Source organism: Microbacterium sp. H83, assembly GCF_001650405.1.
In the GTDB taxonomy this organism is placed as follows: Bacteria; Actinomycetota; Actinomycetes; order Actinomycetales; family Microbacteriaceae; genus Microbacterium.
Genome location: NZ_LWCU01000054.1, coordinates 89,834 through 105,776 on the forward strand (window position 1 = coordinate 89,834; position 15,943 = coordinate 105,776).

14 protein-coding genes are annotated in these 15,943 nt (G+C 72.1%); 3 read left to right on the forward strand and 11 right to left on the reverse strand.

Annotated elements, in window-relative coordinates:
• Positions 1–20 precede the first annotated feature (20 nt).
• The 7 genes from A4X16_RS16030 to A4X16_RS16060 all read right to left on the reverse strand — a co-directional run bounded on the left by A4X16_RS16030 (position 21) and on the right by A4X16_RS16060 (position 6,076).
• Positions 21–1,313 (reverse strand): S8 family peptidase, encoded by a 1,293-nt coding sequence (locus tag A4X16_RS16030; protein ID WP_067122554.1) that lies wholly within the window; start codon positions 1,311–1,313, stop codon positions 21–23.
• Entirely contained in the window at positions 1,310–1,852 is a 543-nt protein-coding gene (locus A4X16_RS16035; protein ID WP_067122557.1) for a DUF501 domain-containing protein, read from the reverse strand. The genes A4X16_RS16030 and A4X16_RS16035 overlap by 4 nt, the downstream gene beginning before the upstream one ends.
• Positions 1,853–1,936: 84 nt before the next feature.
• A complete protein-coding gene (locus A4X16_RS17620) occupies positions 1,937–2,491 on the reverse strand; it encodes an FtsB family cell division protein (RefSeq protein WP_231880402.1) in 555 nt (184 codons plus the stop codon).
• A 52-nt stretch (positions 2,492–2,543) separates the two neighbouring features.
• Positions 2,544–3,824: a phosphopyruvate hydratase gene (eno, locus tag A4X16_RS16045; protein ID WP_067122560.1), complete on the reverse strand. Its 1,281-nt coding sequence runs from the start codon at positions 3,822–3,824 to the stop codon at positions 2,544–2,546.
• Positions 3,825–3,924: 100 nt separating this feature from the next.
• Complete coding sequence (locus A4X16_RS16050) at positions 3,925–4,584, reverse strand: O-methyltransferase (RefSeq protein ID WP_067122562.1); 660 nt, start codon at positions 4,582–4,584, stop codon at positions 3,925–3,927.
• A 32-nt stretch (positions 4,585–4,616) separates the two neighbouring features.
• Positions 4,617–5,642: a DUF1648 domain-containing protein gene (locus tag A4X16_RS16055; protein ID WP_067122565.1), complete on the reverse strand. Its 1,026-nt coding sequence runs from the start codon at positions 5,640–5,642 to the stop codon at positions 4,617–4,619.
• Positions 5,639–6,076: a GntR family transcriptional regulator gene (locus A4X16_RS16060; RefSeq protein ID WP_082914518.1), complete on the reverse strand. Its 438-nt coding sequence runs from the start codon at positions 6,074–6,076 to the stop codon at positions 5,639–5,641. Before A4X16_RS16060 ends, A4X16_RS16055 begins: the two co-directional genes overlap by 4 nt.
• A gap of 136 nt (positions 6,077–6,212) precedes the next feature.
• On the opposite strand from A4X16_RS16060, the gene A4X16_RS16065 reads away from it, so the two are divergent.
• Positions 6,213–7,439 (forward strand): APC family permease, encoded by a 1,227-nt coding sequence (locus A4X16_RS16065; protein ID WP_067122567.1) that lies wholly within the window; start codon positions 6,213–6,215, stop codon positions 7,437–7,439.
• 27 nt (positions 7,440–7,466) lie between these two features.
• On the opposite strand, the gene A4X16_RS16070 is transcribed toward A4X16_RS16065, so the two are convergent.
• The 4 genes from A4X16_RS16070 to A4X16_RS16085 all read right to left on the reverse strand — a co-directional run bounded on the left by A4X16_RS16070 (position 7,467) and on the right by A4X16_RS16085 (position 11,575).
• The gene (locus A4X16_RS16070; protein ID WP_082914519.1) at positions 7,467–8,288 is read right to left on the reverse strand and encodes an SGNH/GDSL hydrolase family protein; all 822 of its coding nucleotides are present in this window, start codon (positions 8,286–8,288) and stop codon (positions 7,467–7,469) included.
• A 71-nt stretch (positions 8,289–8,359) separates the two neighbouring features.
• Positions 8,360–9,610, reverse strand: coding sequence for a histidine--tRNA ligase (hisS, locus tag A4X16_RS16075; protein WP_067122569.1), 1,251 nt, complete (start codon positions 9,608–9,610; stop codon positions 8,360–8,362).
• Positions 9,611–9,698: 88 nt separating this feature from the next.
• On the reverse strand, positions 9,699–10,355 hold the full coding sequence (locus tag A4X16_RS16080) for a MazG family protein (RefSeq protein WP_067122572.1): 657 nt from the start codon (positions 10,353–10,355) through the stop codon (positions 9,699–9,701).
• A gap of 53 nt (positions 10,356–10,408) precedes the next feature.
• Positions 10,409–11,575: a Na+/H+ antiporter NhaA gene (locus tag A4X16_RS16085; RefSeq protein WP_067122673.1), complete on the reverse strand. Its 1,167-nt coding sequence runs from the start codon at positions 11,573–11,575 to the stop codon at positions 10,409–10,411.
• A gap of 88 nt (positions 11,576–11,663) precedes the next feature.
• On the opposite strand from A4X16_RS16085, the gene A4X16_RS16090 reads away from it, so the two are divergent.
• Entirely contained in the window at positions 11,664–14,351 is a 2,688-nt protein-coding gene (locus A4X16_RS16090; protein WP_067122574.1) for a phosphoenolpyruvate carboxylase, read from the forward strand.
• A gap of 146 nt (positions 14,352–14,497) precedes the next feature.
• On the forward strand, positions 14,498–15,868 hold the full coding sequence (gene gdhA / locus A4X16_RS16095; protein WP_067122577.1) for an NADP-specific glutamate dehydrogenase: 1,371 nt from the start codon (positions 14,498–14,500) through the stop codon (positions 15,866–15,868).
• Positions 15,869–15,943: the final 75 nt, after the last annotated feature.

The following is a 15,943-nucleotide window of genomic DNA, read 5'->3' on the forward strand; positions in this document are numbered from 1 at the left end:
CAGGGGGACAACTCCTAGAGTCAGGAATGTGGCGTGCGAGCGCGCGCCGATCGGATGCGCCGGGCAGCTGCGGTGACGCCAAGCGCTACCAGGATACCAGGGACTGTGAGCGCGATGAGCGGCAGGGTACCGTAGCGCACGGATTCGGCGCTGGGAAGCAGCGGTGAACCGGGCTCGGTGGGCGCGTCGGCCGCCGGCAGCGGCGGCACCTCGACCGGCGCCGCCGACGGCTCGGGCTGCGGGACGGTCTCGGCGCGACGGAACACGCGGACCCACTCCGCGAGATCACCCATCGGGTTCGCCGTGACGGTGGGGACATCGGCGGTCACCGCGGCGGCAGCGTCGACGAGTCCGTATCCGTACAGCGGATCCGGCGTCCGCGTCATCCCGTCGACGGGGATGGCGGTCCTGATGATGCGGTTGATGACGTTCGCGGCGTTCATGTCGGGGTGCGCGGACCGTACCAGGGCCGCGATCCCCGCGACGATCGGCGCCGCGCCGCTCGTGCCGCTCCAGCGTGCGATCTCGCCGTCGGCGGAGACCCCCAGGAGCCCTTCGCTCGGCGCCGCGATGCCGATCGTGATGCCCTGCGTCGATGCCTCGATGCTCGCGGTGCCCGTCTGGTCGACGCCGCCCACCGTGAGGACGCCGGGGATGGTGGCGGGAGCGCCGATGATGTTCGTGCCGCTCCCCCGGTTCCCCGCCGCGACCACGACGACGACGTCGTGCTCGAAGGCGTAGAGGAACGCGTCGTCCCAGCTCCGGTCCCAGTCGAGGGTGTTCGTGGTGAACGAGAGATTGATGATGTCGGCGCCGTTGTCGACCGCCCATCGCATGCCCTCCGCGACCTGCTCCGTGAAAGGCACGGCCGCGGCGGCGCCGAAGCCCACCGAGATCGACAGCAGGTCGGCCTCGGGGGCGACCCCGATCATGCCCGTGCCGTCGGGAGCGCCCCGACCGGCCGCCAGCGATGCGACCCACGATCCGTGATCGCCGTCGATCGCCCCGAGCGGCGTGCGGCCGTCGGTCGACCCGGTGCCCGACACGTCGGTGCCGCCGGCGACCGCCTCGTCGAACACTCCTGGCACCTTCCCGATGCCGGTGTCGATCACGGCGATCTTCACGCCGTCTCCGCGCGTCGTCTGCCACGCGTCGCGGATGCGCGCGCCGTCGAGCCAGTACTCCAGCGCGCGCGTCGGGTCGGCGGGGTCGTCCGGGACGGGCGGAGGGGTCGCGGCGGCGCCGAGGAGCAGGACGGACGCCACGACCGCCGCCATCGCGACGACGCTCCGCAGCCTCCGGCGCGGGCTCATGCCGACGACGCCTCGTCCTCGCGGAGGGCCGCGCCAGGGTCGACGCACCGGCACACGTCCGGCGACCACGCAGACCGCACGAGCGCCTCGTCGCCGATGGGGTTCACGCCCGCGCCCGCGGCCAGCGCATGGCCGGCGAGCGCGTGCAGGCACTTGACGCGCGTGGGCATGCCGCCGGCGGAGATGCCGTCGATCTCGGGCACCTCGCCGAACTGCGCGCGGTCGGCGAGATACACCTCGTGCGCGGTGACGTATGCCGCGGCGACGTCCTCGTCGTCGGCCAGGCGTGCCGCGAGCTCGGGCATGACGTGCGCTGCCTCGAGAGTCGACATCGCCGCGGTCGCCGCCGGGTGCGTCAGGTAGTAGAACGTGGGGAACGGCGTCCCGTCGGCGAGCCTCGGCGAGGTGGCCACCACGGTGGGGTTGCCGCAGGCGCACCGTGCCGCGACGCCGACGACTCCGCGCGCGGGGCGTCCCAACTGCGCCGACACCACGGCGAGCTCGGCGGTCGTGGGGGCGGGGAAAGGCGGCGTGGTCACCCCTCCAGGGTACGGGAGCATGCCGTGAGGATTCTTCGAGGGGGCCCGGCGACGCGCAGGTGCGACGGCTCAGGACAGGACGGCTCAGGGCGCGACGACGGCGGTGTCGCTCAGACCCGCCGCGGTCAGCGTGCGCAGCAGCTGCGGCATCCAGTCCGACGGCGTCTCCTCGAGCGTGTCGCTCACCGGTCCCTGCTCCTGCGGCAGAGCCGCCGGGTCGAGATCGTTGTCGATGAGGTACACGACCTCGCCGGGCTTGACGTAGTAGAGGCGCTCCCGCGCCTGGGTCGTGATGAACGCCGGGTCATCCCAGCGCTCCCGCTCCTTCTCGAGGGCGGTGATCTCGTCCTCCGAGACCTGGATCGACTGCTCCAGCGCGGCGATCTTCTGGCGCTGGTCGATGAACGTGCCGAGCGTCGGGACCAGGACCCAGGCGCCGAGGACGACGAGCGAGAGCATGATCACCGAGAACGCGGACAGGCGGATGCCGGAGGCCCACTCGCGCACGTCGACGCGACGGTCCCCCGCGGTGCGGGCCGTCCGGGCGGCCGAACCGGTCGGGCGCCGCCGTGCGGACGGAGCGGTCTGCGGCCGCGAGCTCCCGGGAGACGCGGAAGGAGGAGCCGGTCGTCGTGCCACGGCTCCTCCTTCGTGCCGTTCAGCGAACGGCGTGTGCATGTCTCAGCTGCGGTCAGCCCTGGTAGCGCGGGAACGCCGAGCGCCCGGCGAAGACCGCCGCGTCGCCCAGCTCCTCTTCGATGCGCAGAAGCTGATTGTACTTCGCGACGCGCTCGCTGCGAGCAGGCGCACCCGCCTTGATCTGACCCGCGTTCGTCGCGACGACGAGGTCGGCGATCGTGGTGTCCTCGGTCTCGCCCGAGCGGTGCGACAGCATCGCCGTGTAGCCCGAGCGCTGCGCGAGGCTGACGGCGTCGAACGTCTCGGTGAGCGTTCCGATCTGATTGACCTTGACGAGCAGCGAGTTGGCGACGCCGCGCGCGATGCCGTCGGCCAGACGGGACGGGTTCGTGACGAAGAGGTCGTCGCCGACGAGCTGGACCTTGGAGCCCAGGGCGTCGGTGAGGAGCTTCCAGTTGTCCCAGTCGTCCTCGGCGAGAGCGTCCTCGATCGTGACGATCGGGAAGTCGTTCACGAGCCCCTGGTAGTACTCGATCAGCTCGGGGCCGCTCCAGTCCTTGTTGTCGAGGCGGTACACGCCGTCGGAGAAGAACTCGGTGGCGGCGACGTCGAGGCCGAGCGCGATGTCGGTGCCGGGGGTGAAGCCGGCCTTCTCGATCGCCTTGACCAGGAAGTCGAGGCCCTCGCGGTTGCTGGGCAGGTCGGGGGCGAACCCGCCCTCGTCGCCGAGCCCGGTCGCGTACCCCGCGGCCTTCAGCTCGCTGCGCAGCACGTGGTAGGTCTCGACGCCCCAGCGGAGCGACTCCGAGTAGGTCTCGGCGCCGATCGGAGCGAGGAAGAACTCCTGCATGTCGATGCCGTTGTCGGCGTGCTCGCCGCCGTTGATGACGTTGAACAGCGGGACGGGCAGGACGTGTGCGTTCGGGCCGCCGAGGTAGCGGAACAGGGGCAGGTCGGCCGAATCGGCCGCGGCCTTGGCGACGGCGAGGCTGACTCCGAGGATGGCGTTCGCACCCGTGCGCTGCTTGTTGTCGGTGCCGTCGGTCTCGATGAGGATCTCGTCGACGATGCGCTGCTCGCTCGCCTCGACGCCCTCGAGAGCCGGGCCGAGCTCGTCGATGATGGCGTCGACGGCCTTGAGGACGCCCTTGCCGCCGTAGCGGCTCTTGTCGCCGTCGCGCAGCTCGTACGCCTCGAAGGCGCCCGTCGATGCGCCGGAGGGGACGGCCGCCCGCTGGACGACGCCGTCATCGAGGAGCACCTCCACCTCGACGGTCGGGTTCCCGCGCGAGTCCAGAATCTCGCGTGCGCCTACAGCCTCGATCAGTGCCACTGATGTGCTCCTTGTTCAGGGGAAGGGTGTGTGGAGCGTCGTCGATCCGCGCCCAGTCTAGCCCGCCGTCGTCGCCGCGCCGGGGTCCGAGACGGCCTCGTCACACCACGACGGCGAGCGCGAAGCCGTCCCAGCCCTTGAGGCCGACGGTCTGCAGCGCCGTCGCGTCGAAGCGAGGGTCCTCCGCGAGCATCCGGAGCCCCTCTCGCGTGCCGATCACCTTCGAGTCGGTCGTGTCGTCGCGCACGATCTCGCCGTCGCGACCGATGTTGTCGAGGACGATCACCGTCCCGGGGCGGCCGAGCCTCGCGGCCCAGTCGAGGTAGATCGTGTTCGACTCCTTGTCGGCGTCGATGAAGACGAGGTCGAAGCCGCCGACGAGCGTGGGAAGCACCTCGGCGCCCCTCCCGACGCGGATGTCGACCCGATCGCCGACGCCGGCGGCGTCGATGCTGGCCCGCGCGATCGCGGCGTTGTCCGCCTCCGCCTCGATCGTGACGACCCGGCCGTCGGGGCCGACGGCCCGCGCCAGCCAGATCGTCGAGTACCCGCCCAGCGTGCCGATCTCGAGCACACGGCGCGCGCCGCTGATGCGCGCCACGAGGTTGAGGAGCTTGCCGGCGACGGGCGCCACCTCGATCTCGGGCATCCCCGCCTCACGCTGAGCGGCGAGGGCCTCCTCGAGGGCGGCGTCGTGCCCGACCAGGAGGTCGGCGAGGTAGGCGTCCGCGTCGGACCATGCGGAGGGAGTCGATTCCATGAGGTCAGCCAACCGGCCGGCCGTGGTGCGCGTCAAGCAGCGCGCGCCGCCCGGTCCGCATAGGCCTGGAGCAGGGCCGCGGCCTCCTCGGCGCCGTCGACGGTGACGATGAAGGCTCCGCGCCCGCGCCGAGCGATCTCGATCGCCGGACCGCGGCGCATCACGATGCCGGATCGCCCGTCGACCGAGACCCGCCACCCCCAGCCGCCGAACTCCCCGAACGGCGAGATGTCGACGGCGCGGGCGTGCTCGACCTCGGCGAGCGGGATCTCGATGCGCGGCCGACCGATCACGGCCCGGGCGCTGAAGCCCTCGGGCGTGACGCGGATGCGGTACGAGGCCGTGGCTGCGATCGCGACCGTGACGACGACCGCCACGACAGCGACCACCCACCCACCGGCGATGCCCGTGGTCACCATGAACACGGCGAGCGCGACGAGACCGGCGAGCACCGTGGCGAGGAAGACGAGGGCGCCGAGCGGCATGGTCGCGGTCGCGAGCCAGACGACCCGCTCCCCCGCAGCCACCCGCACGTCCTGTCGCGGTGCGAGCGATCGCCCCGGAGCCGTCCGCACACGCGGCTGCACCGCCCACGCGAGGGCGCCGACGCCGAGGAAGCCGGCGAACGCCAGGCCCATCACGCCGCCGATGCCGGGGACCTCCGAGTCGGGTCCGAGGTCGCGCTGCACCGCGAGGGAGCCGAGACTCAGGGCGAGGGCGAAGATCGACATCCCCGCGGCGAAGGCGCCGAGGAGTCGCGCGGCGCCACCCCACTGCGTGCCCACGGAGACGAGCGTGGCGATCACGAGCAGAAGGGGGATCCCGAGTCCGACGGCGAGGAGAAGCCAGAGATACGCGGACGCCGGGGCGAACCCGTCCGCTCCTCCGACGCCCCAGTGGATGGCGACGGGATCGGGGAACGAGGGCAGCCAGCCGAGGAGCAGGACGATGCCGATCGCCGTCACCACGAGGGGGAACAGCACGGCGACGATGACGAAGATCCGTCGGGCGCGCCGCACCTCGGGCTGCCGGACGGCATCGGTTCGTGGCGTGTTCATCGCTGTGCCTCCTCGGGGTCGTGCGGATGCGGTGGGTCGAGCGGATCGCGGAGATCGCTCCGGGGATCGAGGGCGGGTGGCGGCGCGTCGGCGTGCGAGCCGATGATCCCGGCCAGCGTCTCGGCCGACACTCCGAGACCTCGCGCACGATCCACGAGGCGATCGATCTCGTGCGCGAGCTCCACGAGCGGGGCGGCCGCGCCGGAGATCACAGCGCCCCGGCCGCGACGCAGCTCGATCAGCCCCTCGTCGCGCAGCCGCTGATAGGCGTGCAGCACCGTGTGCTGGTTGATCTGCAGCGCGGCCGCGACGTCGCGGGCGGCCGGCAGCCGGTCTCCCGGCGACAGAGCGCCCGCGAGCAGGTCGGCGCGGATCGAGGCGGCCACCTGATCGTAGAGCGGCCGGGCGCTCTCGGTATCGACGCGGATCAGCATTCGAGCCTCCCTCTTCCACTAGTAATTCTATGACAACTAGAACAATTCGCACAAGCTCTCCCCGCGGACGGTCGCATCGGCGTCGGCATCGGGCTCTCGACACCGGTCGTTCACCCGTGCGTGCGACGATGACGGGATGCCCCTCGCCCGCCGCCTGCGACTCGGCGACGCCGTCGCCATCGGCCTCGGCTCGATGATCGGCGCCGGCGTGTTCTCGGTCTGGGCGCCCGCGCTCGGGGCCGCCGGCAGCGGCATCCTCGTCGCACTCGCCATCGCGGCGCTGGTCGCGTTCTGCAACGCCACCGCGTCCGCACAGCTCGCCGCCGTGCATCCGGTCGCCGGCGGGACCTACGCGTACGCCAGGGCGGAGATCGGACCGTGGTGGGGATTCGTCGCCGGATGGAGCTTCGTGATCGGCAAGATCGCCAGCTGCGCGGCCATGGCCATGACGTTCGCGGCGTACGCCGCTCCCGCCGGATGGCGGACCCCGACCGCTGTCATCGCCGTCGTCGCGCTCGTGGGCGTCAACTGCATGGGCGTGACCCGCACGGCGCTCGTCACCCGCATCCTCGTGGCGTGCTCACTGCTGGGGCTCGCCGTCGTCGTCGCCGCCGGACTCGGTGGCGCCGCGAACGTGGCGGCTCCCCCGCTCCCCGACGCGACCGCGTACGGCGTGCTGCAGGGAGCCGGTCTGCTCTTCTTCGCGTTCGCCGGGTACGCCCGCATCGCCACGATGGGCGAGGAGGTCGTGGATCCCGCCCGCACGATCCCCCGCGCGATCGTCCTCGCGCTCGCCGGCGCCGTCGCGGTGTACACCGCCGTGGCGATCACGGTCGTCGTCGTCCTCGGCGGCGACGCGGCCGCGAGCTCGGCACCCCTCGCCGATGCACTCGCTGTCAGCGGATGGTCGGCGCTCGCACCCGTGGTCCGCATCGCGGCGGCCGCGGCCTCTCTCGGGGCGCTGCTCGCCCTGCTCACCGGAATCGGACGCACGACGCTGGCCATGGCGCGCGATCGGGACCTTCCGCGATTCCTCGCACGGATCGACGACCGGCATCAGGTGCCCCGACGCGCCGAGATCGCGATCGGCGTCCTCGTCGTCACCGTCGTGCTCGTGGCGGATCTCCGCGACGCGATCGGCTTCTCGTCGTTCGGAGTGCTGCTGTACTACCTCATCGCGAACGCCGCGGCCTTCCGCCAGCCCTCGGAGGTCCGGCGCTATCCGCGCCTCCTGCAGGTGGTCGGCGCGCTGGGCTGCCTGCTCCTCGTGAACACCCTCCCCGTGCTGGCGTCGCTCGTCGGGACCGCGGTCGTGCTCGCAGGCGTGCTGTACCGCGCGATCCGTCTGCGTCTCGAGCGCTGATCAGGCTGCGACGTCGGCGCCCCCTCGTCAGCACCCGTCCCGCGGACGGCGCGCGCCGAGGGCGGCAGCCGCGGCGGCGCACGTCTCCGGCAGCAGCGCCTCGGCCGTGCGCCGGTACCCGAGCGCGCTCGGATGGAACCGATCGAGGCTGAACATGGCCTCGGGGTCGTCGAAGAACATCGGACCCACGGCGCGGCGCAGATCGACCGGGTGCGCGCCGGCCGCTCGGGCCGTCTCGGCCTGTGCGTCGGCGAGACGACGCGACATGCTCGAGATCAGTCGTCGAAGAGGCTGCGGCACCGGACGCAGCGCGCCGAGATCGGGGCACGTGCCCACCACGACCTCTGCGCCGCGACGCCGGAGGTCCGCGATCGTCTCGCGCAGATGCAGCGTCGAGACGGCGACGGGAAGGCGATGCGTGACGTCGTTGCCGCCGACCACGATCACCGCGACGTGCGGTGCGTAGTCGGCCGGCAGCAGCGCCAGCTGGCCGGCGAGGTCGGGCGACTCCGACCCGACGACGGCTCCCGTGCGCAGGTGCACGGGACGGTGCATGCGTCGGGCCACGCCTTTCGCGAGCCGGCCGCCGAGCGTCTCCTTGCGCCGTTGCGCGCCCAGCCCCGCAGCCAGCGAGTCGCCGAGCACGAGCAGCTCGACGGGCACGCCGTCGAGCGATCGCCGCCACACCCGATCGGCGTCGATCGACTGCTCGCCGAGCGGCTTTCCGATGCGCCGGCGGGCGATCGCCGCCTGCCGGGTCAGGACCACCCTGACGCCGATCACGACAGCGGCCGCCGCAACGGCACCCGCGGAGACGCCCATGACGGCGACGAGAGGATGACGGCGCATGCCGCGATTCGACTCGATCGCCGTGAACGGCGAGTGAACGCGGTCGCCGTCGAAAGGCGACCGTCCCCCGGTCAGGCCAGCGGCTTGAGCTCCAGCGTCGTGGCCCCCGCGACCACGGTCGCGAACGCGCCGTAGCCGTCGGCCGCGGACCGCTCGAGCAGCGCCTTGAGGTTCTTCGTGCGACGCTCGAGACGCACGCGGGCGCCGGTCGCGACGAGCGCGGCCTTGTGGGCGACGAGCTCCGCCACGGGGACGTCCGCGTCGTGGACCAGGACCACCGACTGCGCACCGGCATCCGCGCCCGTCTCGACGAGGTCGACGAGCCGCTCGAACCCGAGGGAGAACCCGACCGCCGGGACCTGCTGTCCGAGGAAGCGGCCGATCATGCCGTCGTACCGTCCTCCCCCGCCGAGCGAGTAGCTGACGGACGGGTGCGCGAGCTCGAAGATGGTGCCGGTGTAGTACCCCATGCCGCGTACGAGGAACGGATCGAACACCAGCGGGATGTCGGTGGCGCCGCGGCCCGCGGCGACGGCCTCGCCGATCCCGACGAGGTGCTGCACGATCTCGTCGGGTGCCCCCTCGGGCAGCGCCGTGCGCACCTGACGCTCGCCGTACGGCGTGTACTCCCTCGTCTGGGGACGTCGGAGGAACGCCTCGAAGGCGTCGACCGCCGAGGCCTCCGCGCCGCGCTCCCGCAGCTCGGCCGCGACGCCGTCCGGGCCGATCTTGTCGAGCTTGTCGATCGTGATGAGGACACCGGGGCGCTCCTCGACCGTGAAGCCGAAGCTGTCGAGCATCCAGTCGAGGGCGCGCCGGTCGTTGATGCGGACGGTCGCCCCCTCGAGGCCGAGGGCGTCCACCGCATCGAGCGAGGCCACCATGAGCTCCGCCTCGGCGCGGGCGGAGTCATCGCCGATGATGTCGATGTCGCACTGGACGAATTGGCGGTATCGGCCCTTCTGCGGGCGCTCCGCGCGCCACACCGGTCCGATCTGGATGGCGCGGAAGACCCCGGGCAGCTGCGCGCGATTGCTCGCATAGAAGCGGGCGAGCGGCACCGTCAGGTCGTATCGCAGCCCGAGATCGGCGAGCGCCGCCTGGTCGTCGGCTCCCGCTCTGATGGCGTCGGCGTCGAGGCCGCGGCGCAGCACGTTGTAGGCGAGCTTCTCGTTGTCGCCGCCGATGCCGGCGTGCAGTCGTGAGTACTCCTCGAGCGCCGGCGTCTCGATCTCGTCGAATCCGTGCGACCGGTAGCGGTCGCGGATGACGGAGAGCACGCTCTCGCGGCGGGTCTTGTCGGCGGGGAGGATGTCGCGCATTCCGCGCGGCGGGTTCACAGTGGCCACGACACCATTGTCCCAGGTCGCCGGCGTACGCCGTGTCGCGGGGGCGGCTGTGCGCGCGGGCTCAGCCCTCGCGTTCGGCCGCGCGGACGTCGTCCTCGAGTCCCCGCAGCCGCTCGCGCAGCGCCCGCTCGGCGTCCCAGCCGTGGGCACGGGCGGTGGCCACGAGGCCGAGCAGGGCGGCGCCCAGCTCCTCCTCGGATCCGAGCGGCTGCGATTCCCGGTCGTCGACGGCCGGCGTGACGACACCGGCCCCGGCCGCGCGTCCGACGAGCTTCTGCGCGAGCGCGAGGGCGGGCATGCCGCGCGGCACGCCGTCGAGGACGCTGCGGCGCGTGCGCTTCTCCGCGGCCTTCGCGGCGTTCCAGTGCACGAGGACCTCCTCGGGGGTCGTCGCGACCTCGCCGGCGAACACGTGCGGGTGCCGGCGCACCATCTTCTCGGAGAGAGTCGTCGCGACGTCGTCGATGTCGAAGGGGTCGTCGGGATCCTGCGCCGCGATCGCCGCATGGAACAGCACCTGCCACAGCAGATCCCCGAGCTCCTCGCGCAGATCGTCCCGCGATCCGCCCTCGACGGCCTCGATCACCTCGTGGGACTCCTCGATCAGGTAGGGCACGAGGTCGCGGTGCGTGATGCGCTGCGACCACACGCAGCGCTCGCGCACCTGTCGCATGACGTCCGCGGCGGTGCGCAGCGGGTCGTCCGATCGAGCAGTCATCGGTCCTCCTTCGTCATGCCCTCATCCTGCCGTCCGTCGAGCCCCGTGCGGCGTCACGATGCCGCTGACGCCAGCCGCCGGTACCGGCGCGCGCGCAGCGACACGATCGCTCCCGCGAGCACCAGGGCGATGAGCGACCCCACGAGCACGCCGAGGATCGCCTGATCGCGGATGCCGGGCTGCGCCGCGAAGGCGAGGTTCGCGAGCAGCAGCGACACCGTGAATCCGATGCCGCCGAGGGCGCCGGCGGCCAGGATGTCCCCGAAGGGCAGCGCGGGAGCCGCACCGCGGGGACGGATGCGCATCGCGATCCATCCGAACAGGCTGATCCCGACGATCTTGCCGACCGGGAGAGCGACCACGATGCCCCAGAACGCGGGCGAGAGCTCGGTCGGCGACACGGCGGGGATCACCACGAACGCGGCGACGAACGCGAACACCGGCAGGATCAGTCCGTTCACGGTCGGCTCGAGAGCGTGGCGCGTGCGCGCGGCCGGAACAGGTGACATCACGAGCCCGAGGAGCACACCGGCGATGGTCGCGTGGATGCCGGATGCCGCGACGAGTCCCCATGCCAGGACGCCGACGACCGCCATCGCGACGGCGACCGCGGCGTGACCGCGGGCGTGCAGGGCGCGACTCAGGGCCCAGAAGACGGCGGCCGCGACCGCGGCGAGCAGGAGCGGCAGCCACTGCACGTCGTGCGCGAACAGGACGGCGATGAAGACGATCCCGATGATGTCGTCGAGGATGGCGAGCGCGAGGAGGAACACCCGCACCGTCGAGGGGAGCCCGCGGCCGAACATCGCGAGCACGCCGAGCGCGAAGGCGATGTCGGTCGCCGTGGGGATCGGCCAGCCCGTCGCGGTCGTTCCGCCGCCCGCGATGAGCAGGTACACGGCGATGGGCACCAGCACCCCGCCGGCCGCCGCGATCGCGGGCTGCACGGCCTTGCGCGGGGAGTCGAGCTCGCCGTGGGTCAGCTCGTGCCGCAGCTCGATCGCGACGACCAGGAAGAAGATCGCGAGCAGTCCCTCGGACACCCAATCGACGATGGAAAGGTCGAGACTCGTCCCCGGCACGGCGATGTGCAGGTCGAGCACGGCGGCGAGAGCGTCGTGGGTCGGCAGATTGGCCAGGAGGAGTCCGAGACCCGCCGCGAGCAGCAGGAGGACGGCCGGGAACTGCTGGCCGCGGAGGGGGTTCGCCGAGATGCGCATCGCCTCCATGCTAGGTCGCCGGGCGGACCGGACGTCGCGCGCCGTCATGCGTGCAGAGCACCCCCCTCTCGCGGGATACTCTCGAACGGTGACCCCCGAACACGCCTTTCCCGAGCCCACCGACACCTCGGCCATCCGCATCATCGGTCGCTTCGAAGCGGGCCGCGGCATCCCGGACGCCATGCGCTCCGATGTCAGGATGCTCGGCGCCCTCCTCGGCCAGGTGCTGCGCGAAGCGGGCGGCGACGACCTCTTCGAGGACGTCGAGCGACTGCGCCTCGCCACCATCCAGGCCTATGACGAGGAGACCTCGGACGCGTTCGAGCGCGCGGCCTCCATCGCGGAGTCGTTCAGCATCGAGCGCGCCGACGAGGTGGCCCGCGCCTTCACCTGCTACTTCCACCTCGTCAACCTCGCCGAGGAGCACCAGCGCGTGCGCGTGCTCCGGGAGCGCGCCGGCCAGCCCGGACGGGAGGAGGCGGCCGACACCGTCGCCACGGCATACGCCCGGCTGAAGGCGGAGGTGGGCGACGACGAGGCGCGACGCCGACTCGAGGGGCTGCGCTTCCACCCGGTCTTCACCGCGCACCCGACCGAGGCGCGCCGTCGGGCGGTGTCGTCCGGCATCCGCCGGCTCTCCGAGCTGCTCACGCAGCACGATGCCGCGAGCGAGGGCGGTGCGGAGCAGCACCGCGCTCGGCGCCGGATGCTGGAGGAGATCGACACGCTGTGGCGCACCGCCCCGCTGCGGGCGCAGAAGCCGTCGCCGACCGACGAGGTGCGCACCGTGATGGGCGTCTTCGACGAGACGCTGTTCACCACGGTGCCGCACGTCTACCGCCGCATCGACGACGCCCTCCGCGGCGACGAGTCCGGGGCGAGCGCACCGGTCGTCCCCGCGTTCGTGCGCATCGGATCGTGGGTCGGCGGCGACCGCGACGGCAACCCGTTCGTGACGGCATCCGTCACCCGCGAAGCCTCCCGGATCGCGTCCGATCACGTGCTGCGCGGACTCGAGCGCGCCCTCGAGCGCATCGGTCGCACGCTCACGCTCGACGCCGAGGACACGCCCCCGAGCGACGCCGTCGCGGCCCTCTGGCAGCGGTTCGGCGAGGCCGAGCCGCTGCTCGCCGACGAGCTCGGCGCGCGCTCCCCCGGCGAGCCGCACCGCCGCGTGCTGCTCGCCCTCGCCCACCGCGTGGCCGCGACGCGGCGCGGCGACGAGCAGCGCTACGAGGACCCCGAGGAGCTCCTCGCCGACCTGCGCGCCGTGCAGTCGTCGCTGGCGGACGCCGGCGCCCGGCGCCATGCGTTCGGGGGCGTGCAGCATCTCATCTGGCAGGTCGAGACGTACGGCTTCCACCTGACCGAGCTCGAGGTCCGCCAGCACTCCCAGGTGCACGCGAACGCCCTCGCGGAGCTCGAGGCCGGAGAGGCGATCAGCGCGCAGACGGAGGAAGTGCTCGAGGTCTTCCGCGCCATCGCCGAGATCCAGGGCGACAGGGGTCTGCGCGCGGCAGGGCGGTACGTCGTGTCGTTCACGCAGGCGGCCTCCGACCTCGCGAACGTGCACCGGCTCGCGAGGCACGCACTCGGCGAGAACGCCCCGGTGCTCGACGTCGTCCCGCTCTTCGAGACGTTCGCCGACCTGCAGGCGGCGCCCGCCATCCTCGCCGAGGTCGTCACGTTCCCCGAGTTCCGGGCCCGCATGGCGGCGACCGGCAACCGGCTCGAGGTCATGCTCGGCTACTCCGACTCGTCGAAGGACGTCGGCCCCGTCGCCGCGAACCTCGCCCTGTATGAGGCGCAGGAGAAGATCGCGCAGTGGGCCAAGGACGAAGGCATCGAGCTGACGCTCTTCCACGGCCGCGGCGGGGCCCTCGGCCGTGGCGGCGGACCGGCGAACTCGGCGATCCTCGCGCAGCCGCCGCACTCGGTCGACGGACGCTTCAAGCTCACGGAGCAGGGTGAGGTGATCTTCGCCCGGTACGGCGAGCCCGCGATCGCGATGCGCCACATCGATCAGGTCGCCGCGGCGACGCTGCTCGCATCGTCGCCGACCGTCGAGCAGCGCACGAGCGACGCCGCCTCGCGCTTCGCCGACATCGCCGCGGTCATGGACCGCTCGTCGCGGGAGCGCTTCTTCTCGCTCGTGAAGGCGGAGGGGTTCGCGCCCTGGTTCGCCACGGTCACGCCGATGGAGGAGATCGGTCTGCTCGCGCTCGGCTCGCGCCCCGCCCGCCGAGGGCTGTCGGTCGAGTCGCTGGAGGACCTGCGGGCGATCCCGTGGGTGTTCGCGTGGACGCAGGCCCGCATCAACCTCGCCGGGTGGTTCGGGCTCGGCACGGCGCTCGCGGCCGTGGGCGACGAGGCCCGCCTCACCGAGGCCTATCGGGAGTGGCCGCTGCTGCGCACCATGATCGACAACGTGGCCATGAGCCTCGCGAAGACCGACGAGCGCATCGCCCGCCAGTACCTCGCTCTCGGCGACCGCGACGACCTCGCGCAGCTCGTCCTCGATGAGATGGCCCTGACCCGCGAGTGGGTGATCCGCCTGACCGGCGGCGTGGGGCTGCTCGAGAACAAGCCGATCCTCCAGCGCGCGGTGCAGCTGCGGACGCCGTACGTCGACGCCCTCTCGCTGCTCCAGCTGCGGGCGCTGCGCGCCCTGCGGGAACCCGCTGACGCGCTCGGCTCGGGTTCGGAGGACGAGCAGCGACGGCTTCTGCTGCTGTCCGTCAGCGGCGTGGCCGCCGGTCTCCAGAACACCGGGTGACCCCCACCACCCCGACGATCACGGGCATTCCGATGTGCGATCTCGGCCGTCGGCCTGCCCGCTAGAGTGAGGATTCCGCCCGATCCGGCGACCCCTCACGCGACACGATCGCACGCACCGCACTCCCCCGATCAGAAAGCTCCCGCGTGACCTCTTCGCCTTCCGCCGACTTCCAGCCGCTCGCCGACTCGGTGCAGCCCGTCTTCGACACCGTCCTGACCCGCAGCCCGAACGAGCCCGAGTTCCAGCAGGCCGTGCACGAGGTGCTGCACTCGATCGCCCCGGTCCTGGAGCGGAACCCGGAGTACGTCGACGGCGGGATCCTCGAGCGCCTGGTCGAGCCCGAGCGTCAGATCCTGTTCCGGGTGCCGTGGGTCGACGACGCCGGCCGTCTGCAGGTCAACCGCGGCTACCGCATCCAGTTCTCGTCGGTGCTCGGCCCGTACAAGGGAGGCCTGCGCTTCCACCCGTCGGTGAACCTCTCGATCATCAAGTTCCTCGGCTTCGAGCAGATCTTCAAGAACGCGTTGACCGGACAGGGCATCGGCGGCGGCAAGGGCGGGTCGGACTTCGACCCGCACGGCCGATCGGATGCCGAGATCATGCGCTTCTGCCAGTCGTTCATGAACGAGCTGTACCGCCACCTCGGCGAGCACACCGACGTCCCCGCAGGCGACATCGGCGTCGGCGGCCGCGAGATCGGCTATCTGTTCGGCCAGTACCGCAAGATCACCAACCGTCACGAGTCCGGGATGTTCACCGGCAAGGGCACGGGCTGGGGCGGTGCGGAGGTCCGCACGGAGGCCACCGGCTACGGCGCGGTCTTCTTCGCCCAGGAGATGCTCGGCGTGCACGGCGACTCGCTCGAGGGCAAGCGCGTGGGCGTCTCGGGCTCAGGCAACGTCGCCATCTACGCGATCCAGAAGGCGGCGCAGCTCGGAGCCGTCGCTGTGACGGCATCCGACTCCTCCGGCTACGTCGTCGACGACGCCGGCATCGACGTCGATCTGCTCCGCCAGCTCAAGGAGGTCGAACGAGCTCGCATCGTCGAGTACGCGAACCGCCGTCCCGGCGCGCGCTTCGTCGAAGGCGGCAGCGTGTGGGAGGTCCCGGTGGACATCGCCGTGCCGTCCGCCACGCAGAACGAGCTCGATCTCGCGGGCGCCGAGGCCCTGATCGCGAACGGCGTGCGCGCCGTGTCCGAGGGCGCGAACATGCCGTGCGTCCCGGCAGCCGTCGACGCCTTCCAGAGCGCCGGCGTGCTGTTCGCGCCCGGCAAGGCCGCGAACGCGGGCGGCGTGGCGACGTCGGCGCTCGAGATGAGCCAGAACGCCTCGCGGCAGCGCTGGAGCTTCGACGCCAGCGAGAACAAGCTGCGCGAGATCATGGCCGACATCCACACTGCCGCCTTCGACGCCGCCGAGCGCTACGACCGCTCCGGCGACTACGTCGCGGGGGCCAACATCGCCGGGTTCGAGCGGGTCGCCGCCGCGATGCTCGCTCAGGGCGTCATCTGACGGCGACCGCCGCCTCCGCCTCGCGCGTCGGATCGCGCACTCCGCAGGTCTCCGCCGTGGATTCCTGCGAGGTGC

Excerpts from the sequence above, each read along its gene's own strand:
- A4X16_RS16085 (WP_067122673.1), bottom strand. The coding sequence starts at position 11,575 with ATGCGCATCTCGGCGAACCCCCTCCGCGGCCAGCAGTTCCCGGCCGTC.
- A4X16_RS16065 (WP_067122567.1), top strand. The coding sequence starts at position 6,213 with ATGCCCCTCGCCCGCCGCCTGCGACTCGGCGACGCCGTCGCCATCGGC.
- A4X16_RS16030 (WP_067122554.1), bottom strand. The coding sequence starts at position 1,313 with ATGAGCCCGCGCCGGAGGCTGCGGAGCGTCGTCGCGATGGCGGCGGTC.
- hisS (WP_067122569.1), bottom strand. The coding sequence starts at position 9,610 with ATGCGCGACATCCTCCCCGCCGACAAGACCCGCCGCGAGAGCGTGCTC.
- A4X16_RS16070 (WP_082914519.1), bottom strand. The coding sequence starts at position 8,288 with ATGCGCCGTCATCCTCTCGTCGCCGTCATGGGCGTCTCCGCGGGTGCC.
- A4X16_RS16055 (WP_067122565.1), bottom strand. The coding sequence starts at position 5,642 with ATGAACACGCCACGAACCGATGCCGTCCGGCAGCCCGAGGTGCGGCGC.
- A4X16_RS16060 (WP_082914518.1), bottom strand. The coding sequence starts at position 6,076 with ATGCTGATCCGCGTCGATACCGAGAGCGCCCGGCCGCTCTACGATCAG.
- A4X16_RS16080 (WP_067122572.1), bottom strand. The coding sequence starts at position 10,355 with ATGACTGCTCGATCGGACGACCCGCTGCGCACCGCCGCGGACGTCATG.
- A4X16_RS16050 (WP_067122562.1), bottom strand. The coding sequence starts at position 4,584 with ATGGAATCGACTCCCTCCGCATGGTCCGACGCGGACGCCTACCTCGCC.